Below are 19,862 nucleotides of genomic sequence, written 5' to 3' on the forward strand. Positions count from 1 at the left end.
AAAGTTATAAAGATTAGATTTTAATTTTGATATAAATCACTAAAGTATGTGGAATGACAACGAATCTCTTTCAGACTATATTGATTATAGTTATTTAATGAAAGCAGTTACAACAATAATTGATAAAGATAGTCTATTACCTTGTAGTATCGGAATATATGGAGATTGGGGAAGTGGAAAGTCTAGTTTAATGAAAATGATTGAAAAAAAATACGAAAATGAAAAAAATATTTTGGTAATTAAATTTAACGGATGGTTATTTGAGGGATACGAAGATGCAAAATCTGTATTAATGGGTCGAATTGTAGATGAAATAATAAACAAACGAACATTTTCAGAGAAAGCTATTAAATATGCGGCTAAATTATTAAAAAGAATAGATTGGATTAAAGTTGCAGGATCATCGTTGAAATATGGAATGAGTTTTTTAACATTAGGACCGGTAGGACTTGCTGGGGTGTCATTGGCTGATGCAATGGGTAAAATGAGTGATGGGGATTATGAAAAATATATAAAAGAAAGACAAGGAAAAGAAATGGAAGACTCAGACGAGAGTCTGAGAAATAATATCCAGGAATTTCACAAAAATTTTGAATCACTTATTGATGAAACAAAAATAGACAAAATTATAGTATTTATAGATGATCTTGATCGTTGTTCTCCAGATACAATAATAGGTACTCTTGAAGCGATTAAGCTTTTTTTATTTACTAAGAAAACGGCTTTTGTAATTGGAGCAGATGAAAGATTAATCAAATATGCTGTTAAAAGAAGATTTCCTGAATTAGCTGGAGAAAATCTTGAGATAGGTAGAGATTATCTAGAAAAATTAATTCAATATCCTATTCGAATTCCTCCTTTAAATAAAATAGAATTAACGACATATGTTAATTTGTTATTTTCTCAATTATATTCTGTAGATACAGTTGACTTTGAATTGAGAAGAAATGAGGTTATAAAGGCAAAATCAACAAATGGATTTGATTTTGCCTTAGATCAAAATAATATTTCTGATTTTTTTCATATCGGTAATCAGGAGTTTGAGGATGCAATTGCTCTTTGTTCTCAGATAGTACCGGTTTTGAGTACTGGTTTAAATGGAAACCCTAGACAAGCAAAAAGATTTCTTAATACCCTGTTAATAAGAATTAGCATGGCTTCTGCAAAAGGGATAGAATTAAAGAAAAGGGTGCTTGCAAAATTAATGTTGTTAGAATATTTTAAGCCAGAAACATTTACAGATTTCCATGATATTCAAGCAGGGAACAATGGTGCTATTCCTCTGATAGATAAATTAGAAACAATTACTTATGGACAGGAAAATGCTGAGCCTAAGGATATATCAGAAGGAGATGAAGCAAGCTCAGAAGAGAAAATATTATTAGAAGATAATTGGATTGTTGAGTGGATCCAAAGTGAGCCTAAATTAGGAAAAGAAAATTTACAACCTTACTTCTATTTCTCTAGAGATAAATTAACAATTAGCGCAGTTAATTTTCAGCGTATGACTCCAAAGGCACAAGAAACAATTCGGAGATTATTAGGTGATTCTGAAATAGCTCGTAAATCTGCAATAAAATCACTAAGTACATTATCTTCTAGCGAAGCAGCATCTGTTTTTGAAGCTTTGACAGAAAAGGTGAAGCAGGAAGAAAACCTTAATGACAGCAAAGCTTTTAAAGCATTATTTTATTTATGTGAGGAAAAATCAGATTTGAAATCACAAGCCATTACTTTTCTTACAAAATATCCAGACCATAAATTACCACTAATCGCTATAACACTTACTGATAGGTTATTGAAAACTTCTAATCCCGAAGCTTTAAACCATCTTCTTAATATATGGAGTAAATCTGCTAATGAAAATTTTGCAAAGATTGTTAGAAAAAAAATAAAATAATTAATAAATTATGGGAACATCAGCTTCAAACGGAGGGCCAACAGGATCTCCACCTCTTTTACCTGATTGGTTTAATCCTAATCCACCGGAAAGAGAACAAAATGAACAACCGGAAACCGAAAATAATGATCTTGAAACTGATACTGCAAATAACGATCAGCAAGAAGAACAACCTCAAGATGAAACTCTTGAGCAAATAAATGCATTGAATCAATCCAAAGATTGGGGGAAATCTAAAGGAGCTCTAACTAGACTATCAAATGCAAGATCTGGAGCATCAATTAGAAAGGCTGGCAAAAACTATTTAAACAGTTTAGGCGGAAATAGAGGAGCAACAAGAGCCGCTGTGCAAGGTGTAATAACAGGTAAAAATTATGCTAGCTTCTTAGGAAGTATAGCTGAAGGAGGGATAGCAAATGCTTTACAGGGGTTAGGAATAGATGAGTTTATCGGAAGAACCTCGGAGGAGGTTTGTATAGCAATAGCTAATGCATTAGCACCAATTGGCGCAACAAATGATGAAGCTATAGCACGTGAAGCTCTTATCTCTACCTTAGACTCATTGTATGGGAAAATGCAAGAAGAAGGAAGTGACTTTACAAGTATAAACGAATTAAATCTAGAACAAATAAAAGATACACTTATTGAGTTTGTTAGTAACTATATTTTTAATAAATGGATGTATGAGCTTGGCGGAGCAATTGAAAGAGGTGATGTTACAGAAAGAGAAGTTATAAATTTAGAAATACAAGTTAAAGATTTTATTCAAGCTGAGACAATTGAGAGGTATCGAGATATTCCAATTGAAACATTTAATTTGAATGATCGCGTGAATTATATAATAATAGAAGAAATTTTTCAAACTGCATACTCAACACTTGAATAATGAAAACAAAAAATATAATAGTAAAAATACATAGCTCTGATACGTTTCAATACACTGAAGATCAGCAAGAAGACGTACTGGAAATTCAACTTGATCATACGGATGTGAATAAAATGGTCAAGGAAAATATATTAAGAGATCTAGGTCATTCAGGTCTAGTACCCAATAATGTAATTTATGACTTATTAAATTTTGCCCTTGCCATATACACGATTGATCAGGTTGTATCAAGAAAGAATAATGGTTTTCAGGGATGGTCTAGATATTTCATTGTCAATTTTCCAGTACAAGATTTTGAAATTTGGGATGCTGTAAGTGAAGATTTTAACAAATATCTAAGCTTTTTAAGTGGAGATAGGTGGGAATTTATATTTAGGCAGAGTGAAGAAATTAGAGATTTTGTATTGCCAGAAAATAGAAATCCAAAAGGTATCACAAAAGTATCATTACTTTCAGGTGGTCTAGATTCATTTATTTGAGCAATAGATCTTTTATCAAATGGGGAGGTACCTTTTTTCGTAAGTCATCACAAAACTTCTGAAAGCAAAATTCAAGATAAAGTTTTAGGGGCTTTAAAAGCTCAGTTTGGCAATACAAGTTTTACATCTCAAAAATTTTGGGTACAGCCAAATCAAAAAAATTCTACAGCAGAAAAAGAGAACTCTTCAAGAGCACGTTCTTTCTTATTCATAACACTTGGGGTTGCCGTTGCTAATAGTATTGATGATAGTATTCAGATGATTCTTCCAGAAAATGGTCTTATTTCACTAAATATACCTCTTACAAAATCAAGGTTTAGTAGCCACAGTACAAGAACTACCCATCCGTTTTTTGTGGATGGATTAAATAGTATATTTGAAAAATTAGGAATAAACAATAAAATTGAAAATCCTTATAGGTTTAAAACTAAGGGTGAAATGATATTGCAATGTGAAGACATTGACTTTTTAAAAGAACATATTGCCATAACCATGTCATGTTCCCATCCAGAGAATGGAAGATTTTTAGGAAGAGAACCTCTTAATTGTGGATATTGCGTTCCGTGCTTAATTCGCCAAGCATCCGAGTATCAAGCTGGAGAAATTTTCACATCCTATGCAATTGGAGATGTGAGAGAATCGGTTCCTACTCAAAAATATAAAAAAGGGTCTGATTATCGCGCATTTAAGATTGGATTAGAAAAATTATCAGATATTAATAATGAACATTCACTAGCTTTGCAAATTATAAGATCAGGCCCTATTCCTTACTCCACTTTAAATGAGCTAAATGAATACATTTCAGTTTATAAAAGGGGCATGTCGGAAGTTGAACAATTTTTAAATAGTTAAAAAGCTTAATGTTATTTGATACTCATTTACACTTAGATTTATTTGAAGATCCACAATCACTTATTAAAAATATTGAAAAAAGACAGATTTATACTATAGCTGTAACGAATCTTCCAAAGGTTTTTTTTCATACAAAAAAATTGTGTGAAGGATATAAATATGTTCGCCCGGCCTTAGGTTATCATCCAGAATTAGTTTTTAAATTTAGTGACCAGTTAGAATTATTTCTTAAGTACCTTGATGAAACTAAATATATAGGTGAAATAGGATTAGATAATCAAAAAAAATCAGTTGATGATTTCACTAAGCAAAAGCAGATTTTTGAAAAAATTATTTTTGCTTGTGCCGAAAAACGTGATAAAATATTAACAATTCATTCAAGAAAGGCAGAAAAGGAAGTTTTATCAATTTTGGGTAATAGTTTTCCTGGCACTATTATTTTGCACTGGTACTCTGGCTCTTTAAGAGATTTAGAGACAGCTTTATCTTATGGATTTTATTTTTCAATAAATTCAGCTATGTTGAAGTCTAAAAATGGTTTAAATATTATAAAAAATATACCAGATGACAGATTATTATTGGAGTCAGATAGCCCTTTTATTGGAGTTGATAAAAGTAGCAAAATTCCTTACAACGCAGAATCTCTTATTCAGGAGTTAAGTGCATTAAAGAAATGTCATTCAGAAATATTACAGAGAAAGTTGCATGATAATTTCAGAAATATTTTATCAATTAAGCATTGATTTAGTATTAAATTATGGAATCTGTATTGATACATAGATAAAATATAAGCCATACAAGAAATTACATGGCTTATATTTTTATAAAGAATCAGTTTATAAAATATTATATTTAAAATCATATGTTAAAAGATATGGTGTTGGAGCTTTTCCATGAGGATTACGATAATCTACAGCTCGCTCTCTTTCTGATATGATATGAAGATTTTTTCTTGCTCGTGAGGCTAAAACATATAATAACTTCTTTGAGCTTTCAAGTTTGTTTTGGTCACTAAAGTGTGGCACATAATCATCTAATAAAGCAAATCCAATCATGGTGTCATATTCTTCTCCTTTTACACCATGGATTGTAGACACTGTAATTCCTTCTTTCTGTTTGAAAACTTTCCTAAAATTATCAATATCTCCAATAAAAGTATGACCCTCTCGAATAAGTTTATTTATTCTTTGCTCGGAGCTTTCAAAAAAAGAGATGTAATGTTCTTTCAATAATGAGTAATTATCAAGCTGAATTGCTAATTTATTACATATTTCATCAAAGAAGAACCTTAGATAAGCCAAGCCATTATTTTCATCTATTTCGATTGAATTACAAATCTTTAACAATAATTTGGGGGTTAAATTTGAAATATCTATCCCCGCAGCTTCTAAAGTATCTAAAACTTCTTTACTCCATCTCATTCTTCTAACATACAAATGCGGTGAGGGCTCTGTAAGCACAATTCGGGACACTTTAAACCAAAAATTTTCAATATCTCTTGAAAAAGGTGCCATACCTGGTCCGTCAAAACTTAAGTTTGGTAGTTCAATCATTAAACGTCTAGTAATGCTTGCTATATGTGCCCATTGTGGGGCAACTATACATATTTCATTTGGAGAGATTTTCTTTTCTTTTATATTGATTAGAATAAGTCTAGAAATTTCTTTAACTAAATCATTAAGAGAAATATTAAAATTAAAAGTTATAGTACTTGGATAGTCTTTGTGCTCTCCTGAAGCAATTATTGTATTTGGGAAAGTTTTATAGTAATCAAAGTAATTAATAACAGATTGAGAAGATCTATAATTATGAGTTAAACCAAGTTCTATTAGCTTAAAACCAAATAGTTCTTCTAGTTCTTTTTGAGGCATTGCATAACCTCCTAATGACTGATAGATTGACTGATTAGGATCTCCTACAATTAATGTTTTTGAATCGCCATTGTTTGCTTTTAATATTTGAGAAATAATATGATATTGAATCTCTTTAGTATCTTGATATTCGTCAATTAATATAAAAGGAAAAAGTTTAGCCAAAATTGAGCATATAATAGGGTTTTGTTTCAGAAGAGAATATGCTAAAAAGAGTATCTGTTCAAAATCGATTTGATTATTTTGTTGTAAAGTCTTAAAGTACTCGGAATAAATCTTTTTTAAAGATTCGTGTTTATTTCTATTTGAGCATGTTAAATGATATCCATCCGTTTTGGCTATTATTCCACAGTCCCAATAAGTAATTCTTTCATTTCTGTAGGGCTCACATAATTGTGTTAAAAGGGTTTCAGAATCATATGAATTAATTACTCTAAAGCCATTTTTTAGCATGTCTAAATGAAGATGGTAAGGATTAATAATCCATTCTAAGCAAAATGAATGGATTGTTCCAATCCATAATTGAGAAACATCTACGCCTAACATTTCAACTCTTTCTTTAATTTCATCAGCTGCATTGTTAGTATATGTAATTGCAATTACAAAATGTTTTTTCGTTTTAAGGCGACTTAGTTCATAAGCCATTTTATAAGTTAGTGTTCTTGTTTTTCCACTTCCAGGGCAAGCTATTAGCAAAACACTATTTTTCTCAAAAATAGCATTTTCTTGGTCTTTGTTTAAACTATTTTCTTCCCAAAAAAACATATTATTTTAATTTTTTAAAAAAAGCTAATGCTTCATCGTTAGTAATATTTTTTAGAGAAGCTATGACTTGGTCTAACGAGCTCTTTCCATCTCTATAATCAATTAAAATTGGTTTTAAAGAGCTAAAATCTAATTTATTATCATTTGTGAAATTTTGAGCGATTCTATAGTCAACTATATCAGCGATAAGGTTTGGTGAAAAATCTTCCTTCACAAAAATAATAGCATCTAAAATATATTCCGGAAGGTAGGTTCTAAAAGAAATATATTTGCCTAGTTTTATTGCAAACCATCCTTTTCCCTCTTGCTTAGCTATAGTTAAAACTCGTCTTCCATAAATAGAAACATTTTTGGACTCAAGTTCTTTTTTTGCTAAATCTACTGTCGTTTGGTCTTTATAAGTACTTTTAAGGGTCTGAACAACTTCCCATGAATTTCCAGCCTTAATAAAATCAACTTCAAAAGTATATGAAGCATAAAATGTTTTAAGCCAAGGGTTGCCTTTTTGGAAAATGTCTAATTTTTCTTTTCTAGCTTTTCCTTTTTTCTTAGATGCTTCAATTAGGTTTTTATATTTAATTGTTTTTATGTCATCATCTTCATTAACCTTCGTGTCACAAATTGCCTCATCTAAATCAGTCAAAATAGCACAATTCCTTTTGATCCTATCCTTATGGAATAACTGTGCAACATTTTCAAAACCTGTGCTTCTAATATTTATTAAGCTTATACCAAGTTCATCGAGACTAATTCCTAATAATTTTTTAATCATTATTGGGATTAATATTTCCTCGGCATCCCCCTCAATTAATATTACCCCCTTTGCAAATAATAAATTTGTTCTGACAGCATCTAAATATCTCTGAATCTGATTGATGTTTTCAGGTTTCAAATTATTAGCAGGCTGGTATACTTCAGTATAATTTAGCTTCTTTGCAAGTATATTGATGTTTTCCACGTTGCTTACTTCGGATATTTGAGTAGAATGGGTCGAATAAATAATTTGTGTATCACCATAATTCAGTTTATCAAATAATGTTTTTTGAATATGATTGTGTATGTGAGCCTCAGGTTCTTCAATCATTAAAAAATTAGCATGAGTATCCTGAGATTTTCTATATTGAAATTCAAGTAATTTTAAAGTTAAAAAAATTAAGTTGGCCCCTCCTAAACTTAATTCATGTATTCCTCCTTCATAATCTTCATAAGGTTCTCCAATATATAGTTTTAAAGACTGTAATAATTTGTCCGGATCATTAGGAACACTTGATCTTATAGATAAGGATGAAGGTGAATATGTTTGGCCTACAGCTCCCTGAATAGTTGTTTTTATATCCTTTCTAATATTTTGTACATCATCAAGTTCTTCTATTTTATCATTTAATTTTTTAACCAGATCGTTTATAGGTTTATAACTGGCTTCAGTTATTTCGCCACTTTTATTTTTTAAAAGATTTAGTAGAGGATTGGTTCTATTATTATGGAAATCACTTACAACATCTCGCAAGGCTTGAATAAATGTGAAAGAAATTTCTTTAGACACCGATAGCTGATGTGGAATTTTAGCACCAAATTTTAAAGCATCTAAATTTGTAGAAGGAAAACTTACATTTTCGAAATCACCTACTAATTCCTTGTAAACATTAGGATCATTAAAGTCAGCAGTACTTTTTCCTGTAAATAATGTTTCGTAATTTTCTTCTATAGTTAGTCCTTCAAGTAGATTTTCTAATCCTTTTCTATCACCTAACTTTAGCTCTGAGAGCTTTTGTCTAATATCAGCTTTTGGTCGAAAAAAAAGATTGTATGTTGCTTTTTTTACTGATTTATCTTTAATAATACCGGCTCCATGTATAAATAATGCCTGAATAGCTTCTTCATCATTAATTTCATCAAACTCTATACTTATGATAATCCAATGCCCTTTCCATTTGCCATTATCAAGAGTTCTATTATCAAGAGTCCTATTGAAATCGCTTTCTGATAATTTATACGCATACTGTAGAGACGAATCTTCTAATAATAGCCGAATAGCCCGAAAGACATTGGTTTTTCCTGAGCCGTTTTCTCCAATGATTGTATTAATGCCTTTATTGAAATAAAAACATGCATTAGAGAAATTTTTATAGTTTATAAGGGATACTTTTGATATAAACATTTTATAATTAAATTATTATCTTCAACTTTTGTACATATCACTAAAATATGAATTTAATATGATTTTAAAAAAAATAAAGAGTTATTCTAAGGAAGGAGATTTTTGGATGCTTTTTAATTTTGGAAAGATAACTTTTAGAGATGAAATTTTATATAGAGAAGTTAAATTTATAAGAGTGAATTCATCTGATTTTTATAATTCTCAAGATTGGAATTTGAAGGAAATTATCATAGAAGAAATAGTAGAACAAATTGTCAATAAATTTAAGTTGGCAGATATTTATGATTGCAATGGAAAATTTGTATGTGATTTAAATAAGAATCATAAAAAAATAGAAAAAAGAGAAGTTATATTGTCAAACTATAGAAATTTTAGAGTAGGTTCTTGTGAAGAATTTTTCGAGAACACCCCTTTTGCTAACCAAATTGATAATAAAGCATATTATTCTTTTAGTCATAATACGTTTATTTCTTTAAGTTTAATTAGTCAATTTTTTTATTATTATTCCACTAAAGTCATTAATATAATCACAGATTTTGAAAAATTTAACAAAGGGTTTATAAGTAGAGATTTATTAGAAAGTAAATTCGTCTTTGATAATACTATTGGGATAGGGCAAAATGAAGCAAAGCTTATTGGTAAATATTGGTTTACCGATAGAGATGAAAATAAAACAGGAATGTATTTATTAAGAAAAGCTGTAAATAGTTTTTATAGTTTATTGTGGAAACAAAAAGAAGACAAAAGGGGACAACTTTCAGGAGAGATTTTCTATAATATACCATTTAACTTTCCAATTAAAGCAACTGTTATAGGGCAAATGATTGCTAAAAACAAATTTTTCGCCTACAGATTGTTAAATGTTGAACCCAATAAAAAAGATTACCCCTTTTATATTAATGATCAAGATATTGAGCCAGTAGCACTTGTAGATACTCGTTCAGCCGAAAATAATCAAGGAAATCCTAATACATATACTGACAATATAACAATAGATGGAGAAGAAATATTAGATTTAGTATCCGATTCACCTGCAGTGGTTACAAATCCTAATTTGGAAGTTGAAGAAGTAACAGTTGATAATGATGTATTCTTAGTTTCTCCTCATTATAAAAAAACAAAGAAAATACTAAATGATCAAAATTATATAAAGGGAAATACTGTTGTAAATAATGTAGAAGAGCAGGGAATATTAAGTAATCAGACAACAACGGGAAGCAATGTTCAAGCAATCAATTATATTGCTATTCAAGAAAATTCTTCTGACCTTTTTTTGAAAATTCTTGAATATCTAAAGCAAAAAGGAGTAAATATCAGCTTTGCGACAATTAATGATTCTACAGATGAAAAGTTTTCATATTACGAACCTGAAAACTCGAAAATACCTTATATTATAATTGCTATTGCTAGATTAAATAATAGGGAGTTTTTCATTATTGAAACAGGCTTATATAGGAATATTGGTATAGTAGAAAACCTATCAAATATACCAACACAGCAAAAAAATGATAAAAATTTGACTAAACTTATTAGAACCCTTGATCATAAAAATGTAAAATTTAGCTGGAGTTCAATATTTTATGATGGTACATTGAGCAAGGATTATCAAAGTAAGAAAATAAGATTTGACTCTATAAGAGAAAAAATGCTTTTAGAAGTCATACAACCTGTTAATCATAGATATGGGCTTACAGAGAGAGATACCATTCAAAAAATTGGAGACACTATATATAAGAAAATTAATAAATAAGATTTTTTTCAAACCAATATGGTATTCCAGACTTTTCATGGTATATATAAGATTTAGCTATTTTATAGTGGTTAAGTAAATCCAAAAATTTTTGATCTTTAAGTATTTTAAAGATAAGAGGAAAAGTATCAATTCTTGTTTGAACATCCCAAAAACTAATATTTTGATTGATTATTTCTAAATCGAAGCGATATGTGTTTTTAATAAATTGTTTAAATATTCCTTTATGTGAGTTACTTCTAAGCCTATTAGCAATTATTAAAAATACTTTTATAAATAAAAATGAATACGAAGTGAATTCATTGTACCCCATATCAATAGTTGAATTAATATACTTCTGATATTGTAAATCAGATTTTTTACTTACAACTAAATGTTTTAAGTCAATCAAATTATAATCAAAAAAACAATTGTAGCAAATATTAAATGACTTAAACCCATTTGTTGGATATAACCTATTTCCACCTTTATTAATTTTAAAAAAATGTAGAGGGTGATTGCATCCAGGGCATCTATCAATCAAGTATAGTTTACAGTCCATACATAAAATAGAAGTGCTTAGCCTCCATTGTTTTTGATAGTAATTGTGTTCATTTAAACATTTTACACAAGCTTGGAGGCCATATTTAAACTTAGACCTATTAACTATTCCGATTGGAAGAACATTTATTGTTGTTGTCTTAGTACTAATGTTTTCGAAAGCATAACCTTCAAGAGATTTTAAAAAAAGACTATTAATCTGTGAGATAGACAAGGGAGTATGCTTGTTAATTACTTCTATCAAATTATTTGGCGCTAGAATATCAATGTCTCTTGTAAAGTAACTACTAGATTTCGGAAAAAAATTCTTAAGAAAAGTTTGCGTTTTAACTTGATGGTTAATGGATAGCCTATTTATCCAAGAGCTAAAAAGTTCATTCTTGTTTGGGGAAATATATAGAGGGAAAATATCTTTATCAAAAGACTTAATATATACCATTGTTAAAAAAAGCTTTTTTTCTATTTTGTGGAGCTATATAATCTATCTCATTGAGTATATCTAAAGTTATTTTTTCACTCGTTGTATTAATAGCTAATATTGTTGATAATTCTAATATTTTAGAAATTTCTCCTATTAGCCCGTCACTCATTAGAAGGATCTTGTTAGACAATTTATCTTCTATAAGATTTGATCTTTTTTTGATAGGGAGTACTTTTTCAAAACTTGCTAAAAGTCTTTTATAGTCGGTGTTATTTTCCCATCTAACAAGAATGTTAGGTTCAAACCGATTGGATAGTTGTGAGTCGGTTTGTATTGCATTAAAGGCCAGTTTTGTTCCGGAACAAACTAGTGGTATATTTAATTCATTAGATAAATATTTTATAACATTTAAAAATAATCTTTGTTTAGAAATCGTACCGGCAAGAACGTGATGTATTTCATCAATAATTAACACTTTAACTTCAAGTTCTTTTAAAAGATGAATTACTCGATTTTGTCTATTCTCGATTTTTTCAGATGTTTTCGTTGGTGCTAATACTGAGTTTAAAATTGCATTATAGAATCTTTTTTCATCTGGTTCAGGAGGGGACTGAATCATTAATACAGGACATTTTAATTTTGCAGTTTTTTCATCAACATATGATTGATGTGATCTACAAAATTTTTTTAGTAAAGCTGTTTTTCCATTATTTGACTCTCCAACAAGTAAAAGATTTGGCATTCTATGCCCTTTTGGATATGTTGTTAAATCTACCATTTTATCTAAAATGATTTTAGCTTTAGTGTAACCTATCCATTTAAACTCTTTGGTATATAGTATTCTTTCTTCACTAGAAGAGTTAACAATGAAGGTTTTTAAATTATCTGCTATATGTTCCATATTTCAATATCGTCAAATGGTTTTATATCATTATCATTTTTCTGCTCATTTTGAATCAGAGGATTTTCGTCTAACATTGTATGTACTTTATTTTTACTATAAGATTTACTATTTTGAATTTTTGTATTTCTCATAGCTCTTTTTTCTATCTCATCTAATTCTCGGTAAGCTTCAAAAATTGATTTTTCATCTACCTTAATTTTTTTACTTTTTATTATTTTTAGAATTTCCCGATATTCCCAGATCGATATTTTAGGTAGGGACATGTTTCTGTAAGGAATATCGTAATAATCATTTTTTTGTGGATCGTAAAAGTAAATAGAACTAATATCCCTAGGATCTCTTCTAAATATATGTTGTGTTTTTTCACCTTTGATATTGGCATCATGTATGAAACTTTTTAATACATCACTATAATAATGGATATGATCAATAACAATTCCATATTCTTGAACGGTTCTCTTTATTATCGGCATAAAATCTAATCTTACTTTCCTTTCACTGTTAATTCTAGGAGGAATTCCTCGTCCTATAATTTCAGGACCTCCTAAAATTCCCTGTTTAAATTTCTGTTCCGGAGTTATATCTAGACTAGAATGAATTCTTTTATGGTAGATTTTAGTAATATATATGACTAACCATTTTTCAAATTCATATAGTGTGAAAGATGCATTTTTTTTCGAATCATAATTCTTTCTATCTTGAATATTAGAGAAAGTTGTTCCAGGTAAATTGTGAATTTCCTTCGAAAATGTTCCTAAAATACGTTCTATATGTCCTCCAAAATGCGGAGTAGCAACTGGTCTGAATTCAATATTAATTCCATAATTAGCACAGGACTTTCGTAAAGTATTTCCTCTAAATTCTTTTGCATTATCCAGATGTACAGTATCCATTATCCCCCAACAGGGCCACTCCCCAGATATTTCTAATGAATTTAACCATGATTCTTTTGGTAATATAGAATTAGCTATACACATTCCTGTGCCTAATGCCCCCGGATGCTCAAACGAAAGGTATAAACCAATAACCATTCTACTATAAACATCGATTGCTAGGGTAAGCCAAGGTCTTTTCAGCGGTTTTCTATATTGCTCATCTACAAGTACAATATCAACTAATGTGTGATCAATTTGTACTATGGATAAGGGATATTGTGCCCCTTCAAAACTACCTCTATGAGGTTCATATTTATATTTTGCTTCCTTTATTCCTAATCTTTTTCTTACTTTTTCTTCATCAGAAATATTTTTAATTCTATTACGAATTGTGTTAGGGTGTGGTGGCTCAATAGAGTATTTATCACACTCTAAATTTACTTCTCTTATAGTTTTATTTATTGACTTTTTTGATTGATTAAGGTAAACTGAATGTATTTTATTTGCTATAATATTTTCTAGCTCTTCTGGTAATCTACTCTTTCCTTGCCCACCATTTTTCTTCTTTCCAATAAGTGAGGAAACTGTGCCATAGGTTTCAAATATCTTAACCCATCTGTAAATTGTGGGAACACTGACATTACTCTTTTGGGATATTGAAGAAATCAGCTGATAGTCACCTCTTTTTTTTAATATTGGACTAATCAGATTATACCTGTACTGGGCCTTTTCCCATTCCTTATCTGATAAGGAAACAAGGTCCTTTTCGTTGTCTTCGTTGAAGTTTTTAATACTTTCTAGCTCAGCTATTTTAACGGTATGGATTATATTTGTTTTAATTTCTTCAATTGATAGTGTATCTATATCAATAATCCTTACTATTATACATAAAGCATCATTGTATAATACCTTTTCACCTTTACTAATAAAAATTCTATCCCTCATTCTAAAAATATTGTAGTATCCATTGTTAATTTAGTTGTTTCATCAAAATTTATATATCTTTTAGATAACATATGAAGCAGCACATATAATAATTCAGCTTTTTTTTCTTCACAAGTAATTGCCAGATCAAGAGTCTCTTGTATTGAAATCGGTTGATGATTTTCTATAATCTTCTCTAAAATAGTCATAAAACCATCATCAAACCCAACTTTTGGATTTCTGTATCCTAATAGAAACTTTGCATTTTGTAATCTGTAACCATTACGTATTTTCTCTTCAGTAATAATTTTAAATTTTAGCCCATTATCAGAGCAAAATGCTTGAGCTGCTTCAAACTTAGGTCTATATTTTTCTTTATTTTCGGCAAGATCAATTAAGTATTTTACTTCAATAAGCTCGCTTTTTACATCTTTTGAATGATATTTTACGAAAAAATCAGGTACATAATATTGATTATTTCCGTAGTATATTTTTAATGGCTGTTCATAGTATTTATAAACTTTAGTATCATATTCTAATAAATAAATATAATCCCGCTCTAATGAGGATTCAAAGTTTACTATTTCATTTGCTTTAGCACTATATATATTTCCTGTCAAGCTTAAATTGGATAGTCCAATCTCTCTAACTTTTTTGTGACTCATTATCAACATCTTTTGTGTAATTAAAGTTAAAAATTATTTTAAGAAGTCTCGATTATCATTTTCTTTTGTAAAAACTATGGTAAATGGATTGATTATTATCAAATACTGTTGCAATTTACAGTAGGAGGAGGAAGTTATCCGCAACCAGGAGAAATCTCTCTTGCTCATAACGGGGTTTTGTTTCTGGATGAGATGCCCGAATTTAAGAGAACAGTGCTGGAAGTCATGAGACAGCCTTTGGAAGATCGGGAGGTAACGATTTCAAGAGCCCGATTTACGGCCAACTATCCGGCAAGTTTTATGTTGGTAGCTTCTATGAACCCCAGTCCAAGCGGGTTCTTTCCCGATGATCCTAATAATACCTCATCTGTTTATGAAATGCAGCGGTATATGAATAAACTTTCAGGGCCGCTTTTAGATAGAATAGATATCCATATCGAAGTTCAGAAAGTAGAGTTTGAGCAACTTTCCGAGAAAAGAAAAGGAGAGAAGAGCAAAGACATCAGAGAGCGGGTTTTGAAAGCAAGGGATATTCAGAATAAAAGATATCAAAAGCTCAATATCAGCAGCAATGCCCAAATAGGACCTAAGGAAATTGAAGCCTATTGTGAACTGGATGAAACCTCTTTCAGTCTCATCAAATTAGCGATGGAAAAACTTAATCTTTCAGCAAGAGCTTATGACAGAATCCTTAAAGTAGCCCGAACAATAGCAGACCTTGAAGAATCCGAAAATATTCTGTCCCATCATATTTCCGAAGCCATACAATACAGAAGTCTGGATCGTGAATTCTGGAACGCTTAATTTTTTATTCTATTTGATTGATTTAAAACTAAATACTCAGTTTTGTTTTCATAAGTTTAATTCTTATATGTGAAGTTAACATAGTAATTATGTAACACATAAGTTAAAATATTATGTTAAGTTTGATTACCAAATTATTTAAAATATCATATTATGGAAATCAAATTCATAAATACTACGTAGGAAGTGTATCCCACTTATAAAGGATAGACGAAATAAACTCTTCCTTCTTTTTCGAATAGATACATAACGTTTGAATACGGCCTGCCGTCCCGCTCATAGAGAGGTCGGTTTATACCCTATATCATTCAGTTTTGAAAAACTAACAGGAAACACATTTAGTAAATAAACGGTGGTTATCCCTTATGTCTTTACTTTTTAGATGTTTTCTGTAATTGAAATCCCACTTTATAAATTTTTAACCCAAACCAAATCAGATTATTATGTCAAACACCATTCCCTCATTAGAAAGTCTGTCATCAGGTTCAACAGTATTATTGTCCTCTGAAGACAGAGAAAAATTACTCAACAGGTTCAATAAAACCGGTTGGGATTATCATCATGAAGACACCTTGGAATCTCTTTTCCGGAAACAGGCAATCCTCCATCCTGATAAGACTGCCGTAGTTTACCAGGATCAGGAGATTACTTACGGAGAGCTGGATCATAGAAGCAATCAGCTCGCCAACCTGTTATTGAGCCGTGGTATCAAAGAAGGAAAATATGTTCCTATCTGGCTGGACCGTTCTTTGGAATGGGCCATTGCGATACTTGGAGTTATCAAAACAGGTGCAGCCTACGTTCCGATAGACCCTGCTTATCCTGTGAAAAGAGTAGAATATATTCTTTCCGATACCTCTGCTGATCTTATCATTACCAATCAAATTCCTGGAGAACTTTTATCAGAGACTGAAAAGACAAAAGTATTTGATCTGAGTCATATGGAGAATCTTAATCATTTATCATCAGAATATCCGGGAATTAATATTCATCAGAATGCCCTGGCATACACAATTTATACCTCAGGCTCAACGGGTAAGCCCAAAGGTGTAATGGTAGACCACCAGGCTATACAACATCTGGTAACATGGCATAATCATCATTTTCATGTGGATCATAGCTCAAAATTAACTCTTGTGGCAGGGTTGGCATTTGATATCTCTGTATGGGAAATGTGGTCTGCTCTTGCTTCCGGAGCCACTATTTTTATTGCTAATAATGAAGACAGAACGGATGCACTTGCTTTACTTGATTATTATAGAAGAAATCAGATTACGCACGGTTTTACACCTTCTGTTTTAGCTCCGGCGGTAGTTAATTATTCCGGTAATTATAATGATCTGAAACTGAAATATCTCTTTACAGGAGGTGAAAAGCTAAAACCAGTGCTTACCTCAGAACTAAGTTACGAACTGATAGATTATTACGGTCCCACAGAATGTACCGTTTATGCTACTTATAAAAAAGTGAAAGATATTAACGGGAAATATGTTTCATCTATAGGCAGACCGATTGCCAATGCAAAAGCATTTATTTTAGGAGAAAATAAGGAATTGCTGCCTGTAGGAGCTGTAGGAGAACTCTGTATTGGGGGAAACCTTTTAGCAAAAGGATATCTTAATAATAAAGAACTTACTGATGCTAAATTCATTACCAACCCATTCAATGAAGCAGAGAAGATCTACCGTACAGGAGACCTGGCCAAATGGAATCCGGATGGTGATATTGAATTCTTGGGAAGGATTGATAATCAGGTAAAAATTCGTGGCTTCAGAGTGGAACTGGGAGAGATAGAACGTTCATTGATCCAGCAGGAAAATATTAAAGAAGCTATGGTTATTGGTAAAGAAACGGAAGGAAGCACCAAATATCTGATTGCCTTTATTGTATTGACTCCTGGAGCAATAGCAGATATTTCATCAGTCCGAAATGAATTGAAAGAAGAACTTCCTGGCTACATGATTCCCGCACAAATTATTTTTATAGATAAAATTCCGTTAACGGCAAATGGAAAAACAGATACACAGATATTAAAGGATCTGGCTGATAAAGAAGCAAAAGAATTGATCTCATTTGAGCCTCCAACTAACGAAACCGAAAGAATTATTGCAGATGTCTGGTCGTCTGCATTGGAGCGTCCTGTCATCAATATCACTGATAATTTCTTTGATATTGGAGGAAACTCTCTGTTGGTTGCAACGGTAGCGGTTGCTTTGCAGAGAAAGCTGGATGTAAAAGTGTATCTGCGGGATATATATCAGTATCCCGTATTGCAGCAACTGTCAGAAGTTCTTATTAACAGATCCAGAGAGGCAAGGGAAGCAATCCCCATGGAAGATGTAGAACCATATGTTGAGCTCCAGAAAGATGTTTATCTTGCTCCGGGAACTGTTTTTGCAGGTGGATTTGATCCTCAGCAGGTGGAAAACCCAAAAACAATATTTTTAACAGGTGTCACAGGTTTTGTAGGAATTCACCTGTTACAGGAGCTTCTTGATACGACAAATGCTGATATTTATTGTCTTGTAAGAGCTCAGGATGAGTTTTATGCCATGGAAAAAATTGACAGATGTTTTAAGCAATATCATATTCCTCAACATGTAGAACAGAAATCAAGAATCATTCCTGTTATTGGAGATCTGGCTCTGCCATCCTTAGGATTGTCAGAAGAAATATTTATAAAGCTGGCAAAGCAAACCGATTTGATTTATCATTCCGGAAGCTCAGTCAACTTTATCGAACCTTATTCCTATATGAAAGCTCCCAATGTAGAAGGATTAAGAGAAATCATCAAACTGGCAGGAGCGGAAAGAACAAAATGTCTCGCATTACTATCAACCATTTCCGTATACAGCTGGGGGCATTTATTTACAGGAAAAACAGTAATGTTGGAATCTGATGATATTGAACAAAATCTGATGTCTGTAAGTAAAGATATTGGTTATGTAAGAAGTAAATGGGTGATGGAAGCCGTTGCTGATTTAGCAGCAAAAGAAGGACTGCCATTAATTACTTACCGTCTCGGATATGCCATGTGTCACAGTAAAACAGGCGCAAGTGCCTCTTATCAATGGTGGTCAGGATTGGTGAAAAATTGTATAGAATTCAAATCTTATCCCGCACTCACTGAGCTTAGAGAAGGTCTTATTACCGTAGATTATATGACTAAAGCGATGGCTCATATCACAAAAAATAAAGAAGCAATAGGGAAGAAATTCAACCTGATTGCCCGTCCTGAAACCAATCTTACCTTGGAAGATTTCTTTGGACTCATGAAAAAATATTATCCTTTCCCACTCAAAGACCTTCCTTATAAAGAATGGAGAAAACAGTGGGAAGATGACAGCAAAAACCGTTTGTATCCATTGACGAGTCTTTTCAGAGATAATATGCATGAAGGTTTATCTACCGTAGAGCTTTACCAGAATACTTATGTATGGGATTGCTCCAATGTTATTCAGTATCTGGAAGGATCAGGCATTCAGGAACCGGTATTTGATAAAAAACTGTTGGATTCCTATTTACAATATCTTGGAATTCCGGTTGAATAGAATTTAATAATGGAAAAAGCCCAGACAGATCCTGCTTGGGCTTTTATTTTTTTGTTGAATAAATACGTCAAGTTTTGTCGTTGCAGAGAATGAAATTTGTATCAGGGTAATGAGAAATACTTATCCCTTTTTTAATTAACTGAAACCAAAGAAAAAATAAATGAATACAATTATTGTATTGTCTAAAGATTTTGCAGCTAACGAAAGTGCAGTGGTAGATCTTAAATCCGGGGGATTTGTAAACCCGTTGAGGGTTCTTACGTTTCAAAATAAAACAGGACAATCTGCAAAGTTTCTTTGGCAGGGAGATCCCATCTACAACAGAGAAAAAGCTGGATATTTTAAAGAAATAAACAATGATCTGGGAGTAAAGGTAAATCATTATGAAGGTTTTATAACCATTACCAATGGAGGAGGTGAACAGTATTTGGAAGGTGAGCTAAAACCATAATCAGGCGTATACTTTTATTTGTGAGGACAATATAAAGAAAATGGTCAGACATTATTGCCTGACCCT

Annotated in this window: 14 protein-coding genes and 1 pseudogene; 9 read left to right on the top strand and 6 right to left on the bottom strand. The window is 31.3% G+C overall.

Annotated elements, in window-relative coordinates:
- The first annotated feature begins 46 nt into the window (after positions 1-46).
- The 5 genes from NK356_RS00315 to qatD are packed head-to-tail and all read left to right on the top strand — an operon-like array spanning position 47 to position 4,860.
- Complete coding sequence (locus NK356_RS00315) at positions 47-1,900, top strand: P-loop NTPase fold protein (protein ID WP_253315903.1); 1,854 nt, start codon at positions 47-49, stop codon at positions 1,898-1,900.
- 10 nt (positions 1,901-1,910) lie between these two features.
- Positions 1,911-2,786: a Qat anti-phage system associated protein QatB gene (gene qatB / locus NK356_RS00320; RefSeq protein WP_253315904.1), complete on the top strand. Its 876-nt coding sequence runs from the start codon at positions 1,911-1,913 to the stop codon at positions 2,784-2,786.
- Complete coding sequence (locus NK356_RS00325; RefSeq protein WP_253315905.1) at positions 2,786-3,265, top strand: hypothetical protein; 480 nt, start codon at positions 2,786-2,788, stop codon at positions 3,263-3,265. The genes qatB and NK356_RS00325 overlap by 1 nt, the downstream gene beginning before the upstream one ends.
- Before the next feature lie 3 nt (positions 3,266-3,268).
- A complete protein-coding gene (gene qatC, locus NK356_RS00330) occupies positions 3,269-4,117 on the top strand; it encodes a Qat anti-phage system QueC-like protein QatC (protein ID WP_367399288.1) in 849 nt (282 codons plus the stop codon).
- 8 nt (positions 4,118-4,125) lie between these two features.
- On the top strand, positions 4,126-4,860 hold the full coding sequence (gene qatD / locus NK356_RS00335; protein WP_253315907.1) for a Qat anti-phage system TatD family nuclease QatD: 735 nt from the start codon (positions 4,126-4,128) through the stop codon (positions 4,858-4,860).
- A 93-nt stretch (positions 4,861-4,953) separates the two neighbouring features.
- Here the strand turns inward: qatD and NK356_RS00340 are convergent, their stop codons facing one another.
- The gene (locus NK356_RS00340) at positions 4,954-6,753 is read right to left on the bottom strand and encodes a UvrD-helicase domain-containing protein (protein ID WP_253315908.1); all 1,800 of its coding nucleotides are present in this window, start codon (positions 6,751-6,753) and stop codon (positions 4,954-4,956) included.
- A 1-nt stretch (position 6,754) separates the two neighbouring features.
- Complete coding sequence (locus NK356_RS00345; RefSeq protein WP_253315909.1) at positions 6,755-8,911, bottom strand: ATP-dependent endonuclease; 2,157 nt, start codon at positions 8,909-8,911, stop codon at positions 6,755-6,757.
- 58 nt (positions 8,912-8,969) lie between these two features.
- Here NK356_RS00345 and NK356_RS00350 point away from each other — a divergent pair, with 58 nt between their 5' ends.
- Positions 8,970-10,661, top strand: a complete 1,692-nt coding sequence (locus NK356_RS00350; RefSeq protein WP_253315910.1) for a hypothetical protein — start codon at positions 8,970-8,972, stop codon at positions 10,659-10,661.
- On the opposite strand, the gene NK356_RS00355 is transcribed toward NK356_RS00350, so the two are convergent.
- The 4 genes from NK356_RS00355 to NK356_RS00370 are packed head-to-tail and all read right to left on the bottom strand — an operon-like array spanning position 10,651 to position 14,990.
- Entirely contained in the window at positions 10,651-11,640 is a 990-nt protein-coding gene (locus tag NK356_RS00355; RefSeq protein ID WP_253315911.1) for a TniQ family protein, read from the bottom strand. The genes NK356_RS00350 and NK356_RS00355 overlap by 11 nt on opposite strands.
- Positions 11,627-12,523: a TniB family NTP-binding protein gene (locus tag NK356_RS00360; protein WP_253315912.1), complete on the bottom strand. Its 897-nt coding sequence runs from the start codon at positions 12,521-12,523 to the stop codon at positions 11,627-11,629. Before NK356_RS00360 ends, NK356_RS00355 begins: the two co-directional genes overlap by 14 nt.
- Positions 12,511-14,346, bottom strand: a complete 1,836-nt coding sequence (locus NK356_RS00365) for a Mu transposase C-terminal domain-containing protein (protein WP_253315913.1) — start codon at positions 14,344-14,346, stop codon at positions 12,511-12,513. Before NK356_RS00365 ends, NK356_RS00360 begins: the two co-directional genes overlap by 13 nt.
- The gene (locus tag NK356_RS00370) at positions 14,343-14,990 is read right to left on the bottom strand and encodes a TnsA endonuclease N-terminal domain-containing protein (protein ID WP_253315914.1); all 648 of its coding nucleotides are present in this window, start codon (positions 14,988-14,990) and stop codon (positions 14,343-14,345) included. Before NK356_RS00370 ends, NK356_RS00365 begins: the two co-directional genes overlap by 4 nt.
- A gap of 120 nt (positions 14,991-15,110) precedes the next feature.
- Between NK356_RS00370 and NK356_RS00375 the strand changes: the two are divergent.
- The 3 genes and pseudogenes from NK356_RS00375 to NK356_RS00385 all read left to right on the top strand — a co-directional run.
- Positions 15,111-15,794, top strand: a pseudogene (locus tag NK356_RS00375) (YifB family Mg chelatase-like AAA ATPase); the annotation flags it as partial.
- Positions 15,795-16,237: 443 nt separating this feature from the next.
- Positions 16,238-19,345, top strand: coding sequence for a non-ribosomal peptide synthetase (locus tag NK356_RS00380; RefSeq protein WP_253315915.1), 3,108 nt, complete (start codon positions 16,238-16,240; stop codon positions 19,343-19,345).
- Positions 19,346-19,505: 160 nt separating this feature from the next.
- Positions 19,506-19,796 carry a hypothetical protein gene (locus tag NK356_RS00385; RefSeq protein WP_253315916.1) on the top strand — a complete coding sequence of 97 codons (291 nt, stop codon included), beginning with the start codon at positions 19,506-19,508 and terminating at the stop codon, positions 19,794-19,796.
- Positions 19,797-19,862 lie beyond the last annotated feature (66 nt).

Source organism: Chryseobacterium sp. S0630, assembly GCF_024158915.1.
Lineage (GTDB): Bacteria > Bacteroidota > Bacteroidia > Flavobacteriales > Weeksellaceae > Chryseobacterium.

Excerpts from the sequence above, each read along its gene's own strand:
- NK356_RS00315 (WP_253315903.1), top strand. The coding sequence starts at position 47 with ATGTGGAATGACAACGAATCTCTTTCAGACTATATTGATTATAGTTAT.
- qatB (WP_253315904.1), top strand. The coding sequence starts at position 1,911 with ATGGGAACATCAGCTTCAAACGGAGGGCCAACAGGATCTCCACCTCTT.
- NK356_RS00325 (WP_253315905.1), top strand. The coding sequence starts at position 2,786 with ATGAAAACAAAAAATATAATAGTAAAAATACATAGCTCTGATACGTTT.
- qatD (WP_253315907.1), top strand. The coding sequence starts at position 4,126 with ATGTTATTTGATACTCATTTACACTTAGATTTATTTGAAGATCCACAA.
- NK356_RS00340 (WP_253315908.1), bottom strand. The coding sequence starts at position 6,753 with ATGTTTTTTTGGGAAGAAAATAGTTTAAACAAAGACCAAGAAAATGCT.
- NK356_RS00345 (WP_253315909.1), bottom strand. The coding sequence starts at position 8,911 with ATGTTTATATCAAAAGTATCCCTTATAAACTATAAAAATTTCTCTAAT.
- NK356_RS00350 (WP_253315910.1), top strand. The coding sequence starts at position 8,970 with ATGATTTTAAAAAAAATAAAGAGTTATTCTAAGGAAGGAGATTTTTGG.
- NK356_RS00355 (WP_253315911.1), bottom strand. The coding sequence starts at position 11,640 with ATGGTATATATTAAGTCTTTTGATAAAGATATTTTCCCTCTATATATT.
- NK356_RS00360 (WP_253315912.1), bottom strand. The coding sequence starts at position 12,523 with ATGGAACATATAGCAGATAATTTAAAAACCTTCATTGTTAACTCTTCT.
- NK356_RS00365 (WP_253315913.1), bottom strand. The coding sequence starts at position 14,346 with ATGAGGGATAGAATTTTTATTAGTAAAGGTGAAAAGGTATTATACAAT.
- NK356_RS00370 (WP_253315914.1), bottom strand. The coding sequence starts at position 14,990 with ATGAGTCACAAAAAAGTTAGAGAGATTGGACTATCCAATTTAAGCTTG.
- NK356_RS00380 (WP_253315915.1), top strand. The coding sequence starts at position 16,238 with ATGTCAAACACCATTCCCTCATTAGAAAGTCTGTCATCAGGTTCAACA.
- NK356_RS00385 (WP_253315916.1), top strand. The coding sequence starts at position 19,506 with ATGAATACAATTATTGTATTGTCTAAAGATTTTGCAGCTAACGAAAGT.